At 64.3% G+C, this 15,751-nt stretch carries 14 protein-coding genes and 2 tRNA genes; 2 read left to right on the top strand and 14 right to left on the bottom strand.

Annotated features, from left to right (window positions below):
- Window positions 1-14: 14 nt before the first annotated feature.
- From QO207_RS03925 to rnr, 5 genes are all read right to left on the bottom strand, one after another.
- On the bottom strand, window positions 15-884 hold the full coding sequence (locus QO207_RS03925; protein ID WP_301531271.1) for a hypothetical protein: 870 nt from the start codon (window positions 882-884) through the stop codon (window positions 15-17).
- A gap of 34 nt (window positions 885-918) precedes the next feature.
- A complete protein-coding gene (rpsR, locus tag QO207_RS03920; protein ID WP_003095634.1) occupies window positions 919-1,149 on the bottom strand; it encodes a 30S ribosomal protein S18 in 231 nt (76 codons plus the stop codon).
- Between the two features lie 29 nt (window positions 1,150-1,178).
- The gene (gene rpsF / locus QO207_RS03915; protein ID WP_017518275.1) at window positions 1,179-1,595 is read right to left on the bottom strand and encodes a 30S ribosomal protein S6; all 417 of its coding nucleotides are present in this window, start codon (window positions 1,593-1,595) and stop codon (window positions 1,179-1,181) included.
- 201 nt (window positions 1,596-1,796) lie between these two features.
- Entirely contained in the window at window positions 1,797-2,549 is a 753-nt protein-coding gene (gene rlmB / locus QO207_RS03910; RefSeq protein WP_301531270.1) for a 23S rRNA (guanosine(2251)-2'-O)-methyltransferase RlmB, read from the bottom strand.
- A complete protein-coding gene (gene rnr, locus QO207_RS03905) occupies window positions 2,546-5,278 on the bottom strand; it encodes a ribonuclease R (RefSeq protein WP_301531269.1) in 2,733 nt (910 codons plus the stop codon). Before rnr ends, rlmB begins: the two co-directional genes overlap by 4 nt.
- A gap of 205 nt (window positions 5,279-5,483) precedes the next feature.
- Between rnr and QO207_RS03900 the strand changes: the two genes are divergently transcribed.
- Together QO207_RS03900 and QO207_RS03895 are read left to right on the top strand one after the other, a co-directional pair.
- Window positions 5,484-5,570 (top strand) — tRNA-Leu (locus tag QO207_RS03900).
- Between the two features lie 146 nt (window positions 5,571-5,716).
- A tRNA-Leu gene (locus tag QO207_RS03895) sits at window positions 5,717-5,803 on the top strand.
- A 177-nt stretch (window positions 5,804-5,980) separates the two neighbouring features.
- Here QO207_RS03895 and QO207_RS03890 read toward each other — a convergent pair.
- From QO207_RS03890 to miaA, 9 genes are all read right to left on the bottom strand, one after another.
- Window positions 5,981-7,915, bottom strand: a complete 1,935-nt coding sequence (locus QO207_RS03890) for a methyl-accepting chemotaxis protein (RefSeq protein ID WP_301531268.1) — start codon at window positions 7,913-7,915, stop codon at window positions 5,981-5,983.
- A gap of 147 nt (window positions 7,916-8,062) precedes the next feature.
- The gene (locus QO207_RS03885) at window positions 8,063-9,358 is read right to left on the bottom strand and encodes an adenylosuccinate synthase (protein WP_301531267.1); all 1,296 of its coding nucleotides are present in this window, start codon (window positions 9,356-9,358) and stop codon (window positions 8,063-8,065) included.
- A gap of 63 nt (window positions 9,359-9,421) precedes the next feature.
- Window positions 9,422-10,600 carry an ATP phosphoribosyltransferase regulatory subunit gene (locus tag QO207_RS03880; protein WP_301531266.1) on the bottom strand — a complete coding sequence of 393 codons (1,179 nt, stop codon included), beginning with the start codon at window positions 10,598-10,600 and terminating at the stop codon, window positions 9,422-9,424.
- Between the two features lie 34 nt (window positions 10,601-10,634).
- Window positions 10,635-10,820, bottom strand: coding sequence for a DUF2065 domain-containing protein (locus tag QO207_RS03875; RefSeq protein ID WP_037012084.1), 186 nt, complete (start codon window positions 10,818-10,820; stop codon window positions 10,635-10,637).
- Window positions 10,821-10,927: 107 nt separating this feature from the next.
- On the bottom strand, window positions 10,928-11,797 hold the full coding sequence (hflC, locus tag QO207_RS03870) for a protease modulator HflC (protein WP_301531265.1): 870 nt from the start codon (window positions 11,795-11,797) through the stop codon (window positions 10,928-10,930).
- Window positions 11,797-12,969, bottom strand: coding sequence for an FtsH protease activity modulator HflK (gene hflK, locus QO207_RS03865; RefSeq protein ID WP_301531264.1), 1,173 nt, complete (start codon window positions 12,967-12,969; stop codon window positions 11,797-11,799). The genes hflC and hflK overlap by 1 nt, the downstream gene beginning before the upstream one ends.
- Before the next feature lie 95 nt (window positions 12,970-13,064).
- On the bottom strand, window positions 13,065-14,366 hold the full coding sequence (hflX, locus tag QO207_RS03860) for a ribosome rescue GTPase HflX (RefSeq protein WP_301531263.1): 1,302 nt from the start codon (window positions 14,364-14,366) through the stop codon (window positions 13,065-13,067).
- Window positions 14,367-14,378: 12 nt separating this feature from the next.
- Window positions 14,379-14,627 carry an RNA chaperone Hfq gene (gene hfq, locus QO207_RS03855; protein WP_017520393.1) on the bottom strand — a complete coding sequence of 83 codons (249 nt, stop codon included), beginning with the start codon at window positions 14,625-14,627 and terminating at the stop codon, window positions 14,379-14,381.
- A 106-nt stretch (window positions 14,628-14,733) separates the two neighbouring features.
- Entirely contained in the window at window positions 14,734-15,696 is a 963-nt protein-coding gene (miaA, locus tag QO207_RS03850; protein WP_301531262.1) for a tRNA (adenosine(37)-N6)-dimethylallyltransferase MiaA, read from the bottom strand.
- Between the last annotated feature and the right edge of the window lie 55 nt (window positions 15,697-15,751).

Raw genomic sequence — 15,751 nt, 5'->3', positions numbered from 1 at the left:
TTACCTCTTAACTTTTAACCTTCACCGTTCGCAGCTTTCTGGCGCTTGGCCAGGCGACCGCGAAAATCAAACAGACTGTCGACTACGGCGACAAGACAGATCACATTGCCCAGTACGAATACCAGCAGGTACAGCGGTGCCAGCCAGAAGCCCGGAAGCTTCTTCAGTGCGACCAGGCCGTGCCCCAGTGCGATCCCGGCGAACAGCAGCGGGATCATGCACAGCGGCGCCAGCATGGTGGCTGCCGGTCCTGCGAAGGGCAGAGCCACAACGCCAACCAGCAACGCAACAGCCGTGCCCGGAGACAGGCGCAGTGCGCGGAACTCGCGGCCAAACCCTTCCGGGTTGAACAGTACTGCTTGCCAATAACGCGCCAGCATCAGGCACAACAGGCTGATCGTCTGCAGCGAGGCTGCCATCAGGCCGGTGATGGTCGGAACCATCTCCGCCTGCAGGGCGGCCATCTGTTCCGGCGAAAGCTTGGCTTCGGCCAGAACCTGCGGCAGGGCCTTGCCGAATGCATCGGCCAGACCTGCGACCAACCCGGCCGACACCGTGCTGAGCAGCAGCACGAACACCGCACCGAGCACAACGCTCGCCAGCATCACCCGGTTCCAGGACACCTTGCTGCGCAGAACCTGCGCCAGCACGGCACTACCCACCAGAACCAGACTCACGCTGGGGTCACCCAGGTACCACCAGGCCAGTGCCGGAAGCAGCGCCCAGGCCAGGACACCAAAGGCGTCACTCGGACCACGGCGCAACAGCACCAGACTGCCTGCTGCGGCACCGAGCCAGAACAACGGCTGCAGTACCGCGGCTGCGACGACCACCAGGGTCGCCTGCATGCGGCCTCGCATGACAAATTCAGCCAATGCGCGCATGCGATCTATCCATCAATTCCAGTCGACTGCCCGATCAACGGCCGTGGCTGTCGGTGTAGGGAAGCAGGGCCAGGTAGCGGGCGCGCTTGATAGCGGTCGCCAGCTGACGCTGGTATTTGGCCTTGGTGCCGGTGATACGGCTCGGAACGATCTTGCCGGTTTCGGAAACGTAGGCTTTCAGGGTGTTGAGATCCTTGTAATCGATCTCTTTCACGCCTTCAGCGGTGAAACGGCAGAACTTACGACGACGGAAGAAACGTGCCATGTGTGTGGCTCCTCAATACTGGTCCGGGATTACTCGTCAGCGCTGTCGCGGCTATCATCGCCGTCAGCGGACTCGCCCTCGTTCGATTCGGGACGCTCACGGCGCTCGCGGCGCTCGTTGCGGCTCTCTTCGGCCTTCAGCATTTCGGACTGGCCGGTAACGGCTTCGTCGCGACGGATGACCATGTTACGGATCACGGCGTCGTTGTAACGGAAGTTGTCTTCCATTTCTGCCAGGGCCTTGGCGGTGCACTCGACGTTCATCAGAACGTAGTGAGCCTTGTGCACGTTGTTGATGGCGTAAGCCAGCTGACGACGGCCCCAGTCTTCCAGACGGTGGACTTTGCCGCCGTCTTCTTCGATGGCCTTGGTGTAACGCTCGACCATGCCACCGACTTGTTCGCTCTGGTCCGGGTGAACCAGGAACACGATTTCGTAATGACGCATAAATGCTCCTTACGGATTGCAGCCTGCCGACTAAGCGGTCAGACAAGGAGTGAATGATTTTTTCCTTGCCACTCGGAAGCACGCGCGAACGCCTGCCCGGACGACAAGGGCCGACATTCTAGAGAAGGGGGGATGGCGGCGCAAGGCAATTGACGATTATTTGTACAGTTGCCGCGAGGGCTCGCTCCTACAAAAATGTCGTCAGGCGCCGGCCTTGAGCTGGCGCTGGCGGACGATCTCGAACAGGCAGACGCCAGTGGCCACCGAGACGTTCAGGCTGCTCACGCTGCCCTGCATCGGCAGCTTGGCCAGGTAGTCGCAGTGATCGCGGGTCAGACGGCGCATGCCCTTGCCCTCGGCGCCCATCACCAGCACGGTCGGCCCGGTGAGGTCGAGCTCATAGAGCATTTGAGTGGCCTCGCCGGCGGTGCCGACGATCCACAGGCCGCGCTGCTGGAGTTTCTCCAGCGTGCGCGAGAGGTTGGTCACCGCCACCAGCGGGATCACTTCGGCGGCGCCACAGGCGACCTTGCGCACGGTGGCGTTGAGGGTGGCGGACTTGTCCTTCGGCACGATCACCGCCAGCGCGCCCGCCGCATCGGCGGTACGCAGGCAGGCGCCGAGGTTGTGCGGGTCGGTCACGCCGTCCAGCACCAGCAGCAACGCCGGGCCGGCGGAGCGTTCCAGCAGCTCCTCCAGCATGTTCTCGCCCCACACCTGGCTCGGGCTGACCTCGGCGACCACACCCTGGTGCACGCCTTCGGCCCATTCATCCAGCTCCTTGCGGTCGCGCGTGCCCACCGGCACGCGCGCCTGCCCGGCCAGCTCGACCAGCGCCTGGACCCGCGGGTCCTGCCGGCCTTCGGCCAACCACAGCTGCTTGACCCGCCTGGGGTGATGACGCAGCAACGCTTCTACGGCATGGACCCCGTAGACCTTTTCCCACTGACTCATTTCTTCGCCTTACGCTTGCTGGCCGGCGCGCCACCGGTTGCACCGGCACCGGGCGCAGCAGAGCCCTTGCGGTGCTTGCTCGACTTGCCGGAGCGGGCTTTCTGTTTCGACGGATTGCGCGGCTTGCCTGCAGCAGGCGCGCCCTTGCCTTTACCGGTCGCCGGCTTGTTGCCGCCGACCTTGGCTTCTTCGAGCAGCGCCTTCTTCACTTCTCGACTCTTGCGTACGTCGGTGTTGCCGAGCATTTCCTCGGCCTTGGCGAGCATTTCCGGAGCCACCGAAGGCAGCGCCTGGACCACACCGACCTTGCGCTTGCGCGGCTGCACGGCCACGTCCGGAGCGAGGTACGGATCGTCCGCCACCGCACGCGGAGCCCGGGACGGCTTGTCTTTCGCCGCCACAGCCTTGGGCGCCCTGCCCTTGGCCGCCGTTTTGCCCTTGGCAACCGGCTCGGCCTTGTCGCCACGTTTCTTGCGACCGATGGGCGCGCTGAGCACGTTGTCGGAGAGTTCGAAGTCGATCTTGCGCTCATCCAGGTCGACGCGCGCCACGACCACCTCGACGGTGTCGCCGAGACGGAAGCTGCGACCGGTGCGCTCGCCACTCAGGCGGTGATGCACGGCATCGAAGTGGTAGTAGTCGCCGGGCAGCGCAGTGACGTGCACCAGGCCTTCCACATAGATGTCGCTCAGCTCGACGAAGATGCCGAAGCCGGTCACCGCGGTGATCACACCGGGGAAGGTCTCGCCCACGCGCTCGCGCATGAACTCGCACTTCAGCCAGTTGGTGACGTCGCGGGTCGCTTCGTCAGCACGGCGCTCGGTCATCGAGCACTGCTCGCCCAGTTGCGCCAGGCGTGCTTCGTCGTACGGATAGATGCGTGCCTTGGGCATGCTGGCGGCGCCAGCGCGCTGGACGTGCTCGGATGCCGCCTTGGAACGGATCAGGCCACGGATGGCGCGGTGGGTCAGCAGGTCCGGGTAGCGACGGATCGGCGAAGTGAAGTGGGTGTAGGCCTCGTAGTTCAGGCCGAAGTGGCCGGCGTTCTCCGGGCTGTACACCGCCTGGCTCAGGGAGCGCAGCATCACGGTCTGGATCAGTTGCAGGTCCGGGCGGCCCTGGATGGACTCCAGCAGCTTCTGGTAATCCGCCGGGGTCGGGTCGCCCTTGCCGCGATAGAGCGTCAGGCCCAGCTCACCGAGGAACTGGCGCAGGTTGTTCAGCTTTTCCTGCGGCGGGCCGTCGTGGACGCGGTACAGCGCCGGGATGGCGTGCTTCTCGAGGAACTTGGCGGTGGCGACGTTGGCCGCCAGCATGCATTCCTCGATCAGCTTGTGCGCATCGTTGCGCTGGGTCGGGCGGATTTCCGAGATCTTGCGGTCCGCGCCGAAGACGATGCGGGTTTCCTGGGTCTCGAAATCGATCGCACCGCGCACATGGCGCGCGCCGACCAGGACCTTGTACAGGTCATAAAGCGTATTGAGGTGCGGCACCACCGCCGGCAGTTGCTCCTTCAGGCGCTGGCCTTCGGGGCTGTCCGGGGTTTCCAGGTACTGGCTGACCTTGGTGTAGGTCAGACGCGCATGGGAATGGATGACCGCCTCATAGAACTGGTAGTCGGTCATCTTGCCGGCCTTGGAGAGATTCATCTCGCAGACCATGGCCAGGCGATCGACCAGCGGATTCAGGGAGCACAGGCCGTTGGAGAGAATCTCCGGCAGCATCGGGATCACGCGCTCGGGGAAGTACACCGAGTTGCCGCGCTTGGCAGCTTCTTCATCCAGGGCCGAACCGACCTTCACATAATGCGAGACGTCGGCGATGGCGACGAACAGCTTCCAGCCGCCACCCTTGCGCTTCTCGGCATAGACCGCGTCGTCGAAGTCGCGGGCATCCTCGCCGTCGATGGTGACGAAAGGCAGGGCGCGCAGGTCGATGCGCTTTTCCTTGTCCTTCTCCAGCACTTCGGGCTTGAGCTTGGCCGCTTCCTTCTCCACGGCCTCGGGCCAGGTGTGCGGAATGTCGTAGCTGCGCAGGGCGACTTCGATTTCCATGCCCGGCGCCATGTAGTCGCCGAGCACTTCCACCACTTCGCCCTGGGCCTGACGATGCACGTTCGGCCAGACGTCGATGCGCACCTGGACGAACTGGTTGTGCTTGGCCTTGCCGGCCTTGCCCGGCGGGATCAGCACTTCCTGCTGGATCTTCGGGTTGTCGGCGACGACCGTGCCGATGCCGCTCTCGTCGAAGTAGCGGCCGACAATGGTTTCGTGGGCGCGCTCGACCACTTCCACCACCGCGCCTTCGCGGCGACCACGGCGGTCGAAGCCGGACACGCGCGCCAGGGCGCGGTCGCCATCGAACACCAGGCGCATCTGCGTCGGGCTGAGGAACAGGTCATCGCTGCCGTCATCGGGAATCAGGAAGCCGAAGCCGTCGCGGTGGCCGGCGATGCGGCCAAGGATCAGGTCGAGCTTGTCCACCGGCGCATAGGCGCCACGGCGGGTATAGATAAGCTGGCCGTCGCGCTCCATGGCGCGCAGTCGGCGGCGCAGCGCTTCTTCCTGCTCTTCGCCGGAGAGGCCGAGCTCTTCCAGCAGCTGGGATCGCGTCGCGGGTGCGCCGCGCTCGGCGAGATGCGCCAGGATGAGTTCACGGCTGGGGATGGGGTTGTCGTATTTTTCCGCCTCGCGGGCGGCCTCGGGATCGAGGTTTTGCCAATCGGCCATTAAAGTGCGGTCACCTTATATATAGGGGTATGGATCGCCATAGGCTTATTGAAGCGCGAAATCCACTCGTCGGTCAGCTTTGGACAAGAATAAATTTTTTATCGCATCAGGGGTTTACAAGCGAAAACCCTCTCCGTATAGTTCGCGCCCACAGCGTCAGACAGACGTTGTAACACGGAAACGATGAGTAATCATCGACTCCAGTGCCCAGGTGGCGGAATTGGTAGACGCACTAGGTTCAGGTCCTAGCGGTGGCAACACCGTGGAAGTTCGAGTCTTCTCCTGGGCACCACTTATTCAAGGGTAAAGTCAGTCTCTGACAGGCTTTATCAGGCGGGTTCGGAACCCTGATAACCGAACAATTGACCGTCAGATGCAACCAAGGGTTGCATCACCGCAAGACGATGAGCGATCATCGCACCCCATGCTGAAAAGCATGCCCAGGTGGCGGAATTGGTAGACGCACTAGGTTCAGGTCCTAGCGGTGGCAACACCGTGGAAGTTCGAGTCTTCTCCTGGGCACCATCTTCAAACGAAAAAGCCGAGCATAGCTCGGCTTTTTTGTTTTTTCCGTTTGTGAAAACTCAAACCTTGCGTAGGAGCGGACTCTGTCCGCAATCGATCGCCGGCAACTCGGAACCGGCCTGCTGCACATCGCGGACGGAGTCCGCTCCTACGTAAACGCCAGAACCGTGCAGATCCTCAAGCCTTGAACTGCCCCAGGCTGGCGCGCAGCTGACCAGCCAGGCCATCGAGCACTCGCCCGCTGCTGGCCGTCGCACTTACCGCTTCCGCCGCGCGACTCGCCTCGGCATGGATCACCTCGACTCTTCCACGCACCGCCGCAGCGCCGGCCGCCTGCTGTTGCGCCGAATGGGTGGCTGCCTCGATGGCGCCGTGCACCTCTTCCACCGCACTCTGCACTTCACGCTGCAACCGCTCGCTATCCTGCAGCGCCGCCAAACCCTGCACCGCCTGCTCGCGGGCCTGCCCGATGGCGGACACCGCCTCGCGCGCCCCCGCCTGCAGCGCACCAATGTGCGACTGGATGTCGCCGGTGGATTGCTGAGTCTTGCTGGCCAGCGCACGCACCTCGTCCGCCACCACGGCGAATCCGCGCCCGCTTTCTCCCGCACGCGCCGCCTCGATCGCCGCATTCAGCGCCAGCAGGTTGGTCTGCTCGGCGATACCGTGGATTACCGAGAGCACCACTTCGATCTGTTCGCTCTGTCGCGCCAGGCGCTCGATAACGCCGGCACCGTTCTGCACGCGGGATTCCAGGGTCTCGATCAGGCCACCGACCTTGCGAGCAATCGCCGCATTGGCCTGCGCCGCCTTGCGAATCTCGCCAACCCGCGCCAGCGCCGCCTGCATGGAACGGCTCTCCATCTCGGCCTCCGCCGCCATCCCGGAGAGCGCCTCCAGGCTGCCGGCCACCTCATTGCGCTGCCGGTCCGCTGCCGCCTCGGCACTGGCGCTGCGGCTGGCCAGCGCGGCGATTTCACTGCCGGTCTGCTGCGCCACCTGACCGGCCTCGCGCACGATGGGTTGCAGCTTGTCGACGAAACGGTTTACTGCCGTCGCCATCTCGCCCAGCTCATCACGGCTATCCAGCCGCACCCGACGGGTCAGGTCACCCTCCCCGGCCGCCAGATCGTTCAGCGCATCGATCAGCAGGCGCAGGCGATTCACCACGCGACGACCGAGTACGATGGCCAGGCAGAGCAGCACGCCGAGCCCAACCAGCAGCAGCCCCATGCCGATGCGCCAGCGCAGCGTTCCCGCCGCCTCTTCGATGGAAGCCTTGGCGCCCTGGCTCATGCCATCAGCAGCTTGCTTGGCCGATTGCAGGCGCGCGGTCAGGGCCTTGGTGCTGTCGGCAGCGGCACCGGCAAGGCTCTCGCCCACCAACTGATCGCCACTGGCGACCAGGGCGGAGAAGCGCTGGTCCAGCGCGGTGATCTGCTTTTCGATGGCATCGGTGGAAACGCCCAGGCGCACCTTGCCGATCTCCACGCCATTCGGGCTGATCGGCGCCTCGACGAGGAATACCGAGCCGTCATGACTGGCCGCTTCGAGCACCTTGTCCAGCGCCCGCTCACCCTTGCCCTTCTCCAGCAGCGCCTGGACCCTTGCATCCTCGCGATTGAGGTAGCGGGTCAGGTGCTGGCCCTGCGGATCGTCGTAGACCACGAAGAGCACATTGGGATTAGCCTGGGCGCGCCGGGCATAGTCCGAGAGCACCGGCACGTCGTTGTCCCACATGGCCTTGGGCGCGACCGCGGCGAGCAGCTGCGCCAATTCCGTGGCGGACTGGCGCAGGTTCTGCTCCAGCCCCTCACGCAGCTGGCCCTGCTCTTCCTTTAATCGCGCCGAAAGCGCCGAGCCCAGACGCTCACGGGTGCGACTGGAGAGGTCGTTCAAGCCCGAGGTAACTTCCCGCCCCGCCTGCTCCAGCTCACCAGCCAGGCGCTGCGATTCGTTACCCAGGTGCTCACCCAGGTCGCTGACCAGGCCATCGACAGTGCTGCGGGTCAGCCACAGGGCAATCGCCAACTGCACCAGCAGCGCGATCCCCAGGGCGATGAAAGCGGGGCGCAGCAAGCGGCTGCGCAACAGAGACAGGACGGCGGACACGGCGGGCTTCCTCCGGATATAACGGATGTCTGACGCGGAAAGCGCGCCAATCCGTTTCACCAGCAAAGCCCGTGCCGCTGAGCAGAAGCAAAACCCGGAAACGACAACGGGCCGCATGAGCGGCCCGTTGCAGTGTGCAGCGCTGGATCAGCCGAACGGATGGCGCAGGACGATGGTCTCGGCGCGGTCCGGGCCGGTGGAGATGATGTCGATGGGCACACCGACCAGCTCCTCGATGCGCTTGATGTAGGCACGCGCATTGGCCGGCAGGCCTTCCAGGGTCTGAACACCCACGGTGGATTCGCTCCAGCCCGGCAGGTCTTCGTAGATCGGCTGCAGGCCGATGTAGCTGTCGGCATCGGTCGGCGCGTCGGTCAGCAGCTCACCGGCGGCGTTCTTGTAACCGGTGCAGATGCGCACGGTTTCCAGGCCGTCGAGGACGTCCAGCTTGGTCAGGCACAGGCCGGACAGGCTGTTGATCTCGATGGCGCGACGCAGGATGACGGCATCGAACCAGCCGCAACGACGGGCGCGGCCGGTGGTGGCGCCGAACTCGTGACCGACCTTGGCCAGGCGCGCGCCGATGTCATCGAACAGCTCGGTCGGGAACGGGCCGGAACCCACGCGGGTGGTGTAGGCCTTGGTGATACCCAGGATGTAGTCCAGGTACAGCGGACCGAAGCCCGAACCGGTAGCGGTGCCGCCAGCGGTGGTGTTGGAGCTGGTGACGAACGGATAGGTGCCGTGGTCGATGTCCAGCAGCGAGCCCTGGGCACCCTCGAACATGATGTTCTCGTTGGCGCGGCGCAGGTCGTGCAGGGTCGAGGTCACGTCGGCCATCAGCGGCTTCAGTTCTTCGGCATAGGCCATGCACTCATCCAGGGTCTTCTGGAAGTCGACGGCCGGCTCCTTGTAATAGTGCTGCAGGACGAAGTTGTGGTAGTCCAGAACCTCACCCAGCTTGGCGGCGAAGCGCTCGCGGTGGAACAGGTCGCCCACGCGCAGGCCACGACGGGCCACTTTGTCTTCGTAGGCCGGGCCGATGCCGCGACCGGTGGTGCCGATCTTCGCGTCGCCACGGGCCTTCTCGCGAGCCTGGTCCAGGGCCACGTGGAAGGACAGGATCAGCGGGCAGGACGGGCTGATGCGCAGGCGCTCGCGCACCGGTACGCCCTTCTCTTCCAGCTTGGCGATCTCGCGCATCAGCGCGTCGGGCGCCAGCACCACGCCGTTGCCGATCAGGCACTGCACGCCTTCGCGCAGGATGCCCGACGGGATCAGGTGCAGTACGGTCTTCTCGCCAGCGACCACCAGGGTATGACCAGCGTTGTGGCCGCCCTGGTAACGCACCACGGCAGCAGCCTGGTCGGTCAGCAGGTCGACGATCTTGCCTTTGCCCTCATCACCCCACTGGGTGCCCAGGACTACGACATTCTTACCCATAACTCTTGTCCCCTTGGAAGTTCGGTGCCGGCCGCGGCCGGCGGAAACTCGAAGTGGCGCGCGTCAGAGCGCAGCCACCTGCCAATTGCCATCGCGAACCAGCAGTTGCTGGTCGCAGCCCGCTTCGGAAGCCGAAGCCGCATCCTGCCCGGGCAGCGCCTGTACCACGCGCACGCCCTGACGGCGCAACTGCTGCACCGCCTGCCACAAGCCAGCCCCATCGGCCGGCGCCCAGACTCCGGTGCGCGGCTGGTCGAGCTGGGCGCGGCCGAGAGTGACCAGGGTCTTGAGGTCGGTGGAGAAACCGGTGGCCGGACGCGCACGGCCGAAATCGGCGCCGATGTCGTCGTAACGGCCGCCCTGGGCGATGGACTCGCCAACCCCAGGCACGAACGCGGCAAACACCACGCCCGTGTGATAGTGATAGCCACGCAGCTCGCCGAGATCGAAATACAGCGGCAGCTGCGGGAAGCGCGCCGCCAGCGAATCGGCGATGGCGGTGATGTCAGTCAGCGCCGCCTGGACGTTGGCCGGAGCGCCCGCGAGCACTTCGCGCGCCTGCTCCAGCACTTCGCGGCTGCCGCACAGCTCGGCGAGCGCGCGGAGCATACCAGCGAGCTCAGCCGGGAGGCCTTCGGTCAGCGCTGCAACTTCGTCCACCGCCTTGCGCTGCAGGGCGTCGAACAGCAGTTGTTCGACTTCGCCGGACAGACCGGCAGCCTGGGCCAGGCCACGGTAGATGCCGACATGACCGAGGTCCATGTGCACGTCCGGCACCTGGGCCATCTCGAGCATGTCGAGCAGCAGGCTGATGACTTCGACGTCGCCGGCCGAGCCGGTGTTGCCATAAAGCTCGGCACCCAGCTGGATCGGGCTGCGCGAAGTCGCCAGCGCGCGCGGGCGGGCATGCAGCACGCTGCCGGCGTAGCACAGGCGATTCGGGCCTTCGCGACGCAGGCTGTGGGCATCCATGCGCGCCACCTGCGGCGTGATGTCCGCGCGGAAGCCCATCAGACGGCCGGAAGCCGGGTCGGTGACCTTGAAGGTACGCAGGTCCAGATCCTGGCCGGCACCGGTCAGCAAGGATTCCAGGTATTCGATATGCGGGGTGACGACGAACTCGTAACCCCAGCGCTGGAACAGGTCCAGCACCTGACGGCGGGCTGCTTCAACGCGAGCCGCCTCCGGTGGCAGCACTTCTTCGATCCCATCTGGCAGCAGCCAGCGGTCTACCGTTGCCATGTCGCCTCTCTCCTTTTTTAGGCCGGGCGGCACTTCAATGAATGCAGTAAAGAAGGACGGTGCCGAGCAGCATGCTGCCCAGCCCGATGAGTCTCAGACTGCGGTCGCCCAAGCGCCCGAGCCCGCTCACGGCGTCGCGCCAACCACGCGGGTACAGGAATGGAAGGATGCCTTCCAGCACCAGCAACAGACAGAACGCCTTGCCGAATTCCTGCCACATGGCTCTCGTACATCATTCTCGCGGACGCAAAAAAGCCGGGATTTCCCGGCTGACCCATGATAACACGATTTCTCCGGCGGGCGCTGCCGCCCGCCGGAGACTTTGACTCAAGGTTTAGCTTTTTCCAGGTAGCGGAAGAACTCGTTGCTCGGATCGAGCACCAGCACGTCCTTCTTGTCGGCAAAGCTCTCGCGATAAGCCTTGAGGCTGCGGGTGAAGCCGTAGAACTCCGGATCGGCGGTGTAGGCCTTGGCGTAGATCGCCGCCGCCTTGGCATCGCCGTCACCGCGGGTCTCTTCCGACTCGCGATAGGCCTCGGCCAGCAGGACACGGCGCTGACGGTCGGCATCCGCACGGATACCTTCAGCCAGCTCGCGACCCTTGGCGCGGTGCTCACGGGCTTCCCGCTCACGCTCGGTGCTCATGCGTTCGAACACGCTGCGGTTCACTTCCTTGGGCAGGTCGATGGCCTTGACGCGAACGTCGACCACTTCGATGCCCAGCTCCTTCTGCGCCATGCGGTTCAGCGAAGCGGTGATATCGCCCATCAGCGCATCACGCTCACCCGACACCACTTCGTGCAGGGTGCGCTTGCCGAACTGGTCACGCAGGCCTGCTTCCAGACGACGGGACAGACGCTCGTCGGCAATCTGCTTCATGCCGGAAGTCGCGGTGTAGAAGCGCTCGGCATCGGAGACGCGCCACTTGGCGTAGGCGTCGACCATCACCGCTTTCTTCTCCAGCGTCAGGAAGCGCTGGGTCGGCGAATCCAGGGTCAGCAGGCGGCCATCGAACTTGCGCACCGTGTTGACGTACGGAATCTTGAAGTGCAGGCCGGGCTTCACGTCCGGCTCGACCACGCGACCGAAGCGCAGCAGTACGGCGCGCTCGGTCTGTTGCACCACGTAGACGCTGCTCCAGACGGCAACAGCAACCACCACACCCGCGATGAGGGCGATCAGGGACTTGTTACTCATCAGCGGCTCTCCCGGGTACGCGTGTCACGCTGCTGCAGGTCGTTGGCGACGCGCGAACCGATATCCGGCGTGCTGCTGCTCGCACTCGGCGTGCTGCCCGGGGTTGCCGAACCGCGGCCATCCATCATCTTGTCCAGCGGCAGGTAGATCAGGTTGTTCTGACCCTGCTGCCCGGTGACCAGCACCTTGCTGGTCTGGCTCAGGACGTCCTGCATGGTGTCCAGGTACAGACGCTGGCGGGTCACGTCCGGCGCCTTGTGGTATTCGCCGGCCAGCTTGGTGAAGCGATCCGCCTCACCCTGGGCGCGGGAGACCACCTCATCGCGGTAGCCGTTGGCTTCCTCGATGATGCGCTGGGCCTGACCACGGGCTTCGGGCACCACGCCATTGGCGTAGGCTTCGGCCTGGTTCTTCTCGCGCTGCTCGTCCTCGCGGGCACGGATTACGTCGTCGAACGCCTCCTGTACTTCACGCGGCGCGGCGGCGCTCTGGATGTTCACCTGGGTCACCGTGATACCGGTCTTGTAGGTATCGAGGAACCGCTGCAGACGATCACGCACCTCGGTGGCCATCTGTTCGCGGCCCTCGGTGAGGATCTTGTCCATGGTGGTGGAGCCGGCCACGTGGCGCAGGGCGCTTTCGGTGGCGTGCTGCAGGCTCACTTCCGGCTGGTCGACGTTGAGCACGAAGTCCTTCAGGTTGCTGACCTTGTACTGCACGGTCAGTGGAACCTCGACGATGTTCTCGTCCTCGGTGAGCATCTGGCCCTGCTTGCTGTAGGCACGCTCGCGGGTGACGTTCTCCTGGAACTTCTTGTCGATCGGCGGGAAGTAGATGTTCAGGCCTGGGCCGACGGTCTCGTGATACTGACCGAAGCGCAGGATCACTGCCTGCTCCTGTTCGTCCACTACGTAGATGGCGTTGTACAGCCACAGCACGGCAAGGATCGCCAGGCCGATACCGAACAGGCCGAGACTACCGCCCCGACCACCGCCGCCACCGCCCGAACCACTGCCGCGCTTGGGTTTGCCGAAAATTCCGTTCAGGCTGTCTTGCAGCTTGCGGAACGCTTCATCCAGATCAGGAGGACCCTGGCGACCGCCACCACGGCGTCCACCCCAGGGGTCCTGGTCATTCTTGTTCGAGTTGTCACCCGGCTCATTCCAAGCCATAGCGCTCTCCATCTGATAACGCGAAAACGCGCCTACGGCGCGCCCACCTATGCTACCGAATGCCCCTTACGCTGCCAAAAACAGCGTGCCGGGCTTTATTGCAAAGTGTGTTGCGCAATGAACTCCGCCGGCTGCCAGCCTTCGCGGCTCACCATGCGGTTCAACTCGACACGCGGCAGGCGGACCTGCAAAACGGCGCGTCCCTGTTCGTCGTGATTCTCCGACTGTACCGCACCCAGCTCGAAGAACTGAGCGCGAAGTCGCCCCAATTGCTGTGGCAGGCAGAGCGTTCCGACGAACATGTCCTCCCCCAGCAACTCGGAAATCGCCTGCTCCAGCAGCTCCAGGCCGCGCGACTCGCGGGCCGACAGCCAGACGCGGACCGGCTTGCCCAGCTCGTCGCGCTGGATCATCGGCTGCAGGTCCGGCAGCAGGTCGATCTTGTTGTACACCTCGAGCATCGGCAACTCGTTTGCGCCGATTTCCTTGAGTACCGCCAGCACCTGTTCGATCTGGGCGTCACGATCCGGCTCGTGGGAGTCGATCACGTGCAGTAGCAGATCGGAGTTGCTGGACTCTTCCAAGGTAGCCCGAAACGCCTCCACCAGCTTGTGCGGAAGGTGGCGAATGAAGCCCACGGTGTCGGCCAGCACGATCGGCCCGACGTCATCCAGTTGCAGACGGCGCAGGGTCGGGTCGAGGGTGGCGAACAACTGGTCGGCGGCGTAGACCTCGGAAGTGGTCAGCGCATTGAACAGCGTGGACTTGCCGGCGTTGGTGTAGCCCACCAGGGACACCGCAGGAATCTCCGCACGGCGACGGCCGCGGCGGGCCTGCTCGCGCTGGCTGCGGACCTTCTCCAGGCGTGACTTGATCTGGCGGATGCGCCCACGCAGCAGGCGGCGGTCGGTTTCCAGCTGGGTTTCACCCGGGCCACGCAGGCCGATACCGCCTTTCTGGCGCTCAAGGTGAGTCCAGCCGCGCACCAGGCGCGTGCTCATGTGTTCGAGCTGGGCGAGCTCCACCTGCAGCTTGCCTTCGTGGGTACGGGCGCGCTGGGCGAAGATATCGAGGATCAGCCCCGTACGATCGAGCACGCGACATTCGAGCGCTCGCTCGAGGTTGCGCTCCTGGCTCGGCGTGAGGGTGTGATTGAAGATGATCAGCTCGACCTTCTCGGCATGGACGAGGTCGTGCAACTCTTCGACCTTGCCGCTGCCGATCAGGTACTTGGCTGAGGGCTGGTGGCGCGAAATACTGACGAAAGCGACGGATTCCGCGCCTGCCGAACGGGCCAGTTCCTGGAATTCCTGCGGGTCTTCGCGCGCCTCGGGGTCCTGACCTTCCAGATGGACCAGAATGGCCCGTTCCCCACCACCCGGGCGCTCAAAGAACAAGGCGGACTCCCGTCAAACGTTGCCCGGCTCGGCCGGTTGATCACCGGTGGGCAGGCGCACAGGGCGGCTGGGAACCACGGTGGAAATCGCATGCTTGTAGACCATCTGGCTGACAGTGTTCTTCAGCAGGATGACGAACTGGTCGAAGGATTCGATCTGACCCTGCAGCTTGATGCCGTTGACCAGGTAGATGGAAACCGGAACGCGTTCTTTGCGCAGGGTATTGAGGTAAGGGTCTTGTAGCGAATGCCCTTTTGACATATGCCGCACTCCTTGTAAGGGTAAAAAACTGATTTAGTAGTAGTCGAATTTGGCTTAACGCCGTCCTGAACCCCAAGGATAGACGGCCGGAATTAAGGTCTCGAGCCTATATGGAGACCGCCTCAAGGTATTTCAAGGCACGCGGCAAATTGTCGCTGGCCTGACTGTCCAACCAGTGTAGATGGCTCCAGCTGCGGAGCCAGGTGAACTGGCGCTTGGCCAGTTGCCGCGTGGCGATGACACCACGCTCCACCATCTCAGCGTAGGACAGTTTGCCCTCAAGGTAATCCCATACCTGTCGGTAACCCACCGCTCTTATGGACGGCAGCCCCGCGTGCAAGTCACTCCTTGCGCGAAGGCGTTCGACCTCGGCGATGAAGCCCTGTTCCAGCATCTGGTCAAAACGTTGCGCGATACGCTCGTGCAACACCTGGCGCTGCAGAGGCGCGATCGCCAGATGAGCCACAGTATACGGTAATTGTCCACCGCCTTGCGCGCCGAAACCCGCATTTTCGCTAGCCTGGCGCTGTCGGTGTGCAGTCATTGACATACCGCTTACGCGGTACACCTCCAGCGCCCGAATGAGGCGCTGGGGGTCATTGGGATGGATGCGCGCGGCCGACTCCGCGTCGACTCGGGCGAGCTCTGCATGCAGGGCGCCCCAGCCTTCGGCGGCGGCCCAGGCTTCCAGCTCCGCGCGCACCGCGGCGTCGGCGCTGGGCATATCGGCCAGGCCTTCGAGCAATGCCTTGAAATACAACATGGTGCCGCCGACCAGAAGAGGTATCTTCCCGGCCGCGGTGATCTCCGCCATGGCCGCCAGGGCGTCGGCGCGGAATTCCGCTGCCGAGTAGGCTTCGCTGGGGTCGCGGATGTCGATCAGGCGATGGGGAAACTCGGCCAGCACCTCGCGCGGCGGCTTGGCGGTGCCGATGTCCATGTCGCGGTAGATCAGCGCGGAATCCACGCTGATCAACTCCACCGGCAGCAAACGCGCCAGCTCCAGCGCCAGGTCGGTCTTGCCGGCGGCGGTGGGGCCCATGAGGAAGATGGCGGGAGGCAGGGACATCGGGAGCTCGTTCTTACGCACTGCTGAATCGATTGTCGCGCAGTTTACTGCACTT

Origin of the sequence: Pseudomonas sp. CAN1, assembly GCF_030462585.1 — a bacterium.
Classification (GTDB): domain Bacteria; phylum Pseudomonadota; class Gammaproteobacteria; order Pseudomonadales; family Pseudomonadaceae; genus Pseudomonas.
Note: the sequence above shows the minus strand (reverse complement) of the source record. Positions and strands in the feature narration are given on the sequence as shown.

Coding starts and splice junctions, on each gene's coding strand:
- QO207_RS03925 (WP_301531271.1), bottom strand. CDS start 884: ATGCGCGCATTGGCTGAATTTGTCATGCGAGGCCGCATGCAGGCGACC.
- rpsR (WP_003095634.1), bottom strand. CDS start 1,149: ATGGCACGTTTCTTCCGTCGTCGTAAGTTCTGCCGTTTCACCGCTGAA.
- rpsF (WP_017518275.1), bottom strand. CDS start 1,595: ATGCGTCATTACGAAATCGTGTTCCTGGTTCACCCGGACCAGAGCGAA.
- rlmB (WP_301531270.1), bottom strand. CDS start 2,549: ATGAGTCAGTGGGAAAAGGTCTACGGGGTCCATGCCGTAGAAGCGTTG.
- rnr (WP_301531269.1), bottom strand. CDS start 5,278: ATGGCCGATTGGCAAAACCTCGATCCCGAGGCCGCCCGCGAGGCGGAA.
- QO207_RS03885 (WP_301531267.1), bottom strand. CDS start 9,358: ATGGGTAAGAATGTCGTAGTCCTGGGCACCCAGTGGGGTGATGAGGGC.
- QO207_RS03880 (WP_301531266.1), bottom strand. CDS start 10,600: ATGGCAACGGTAGACCGCTGGCTGCTGCCAGATGGGATCGAAGAAGTG.
- QO207_RS03875 (WP_037012084.1), bottom strand. CDS start 10,820: ATGTGGCAGGAATTCGGCAAGGCGTTCTGTCTGTTGCTGGTGCTGGAA.
- hflC (WP_301531265.1), bottom strand. CDS start 11,797: ATGAGTAACAAGTCCCTGATCGCCCTCATCGCGGGTGTGGTGGTTGCT.
- hflK (WP_301531264.1), bottom strand. CDS start 12,969: ATGGCTTGGAATGAGCCGGGTGACAACTCGAACAAGAATGACCAGGAC.
- hfq (WP_017520393.1), bottom strand. CDS start 14,627: ATGTCAAAAGGGCATTCGCTACAAGACCCTTACCTCAATACCCTGCGC.
- miaA (WP_301531262.1), bottom strand. CDS start 15,696: ATGTCCCTGCCTCCCGCCATCTTCCTCATGGGCCCCACCGCCGCCGGC.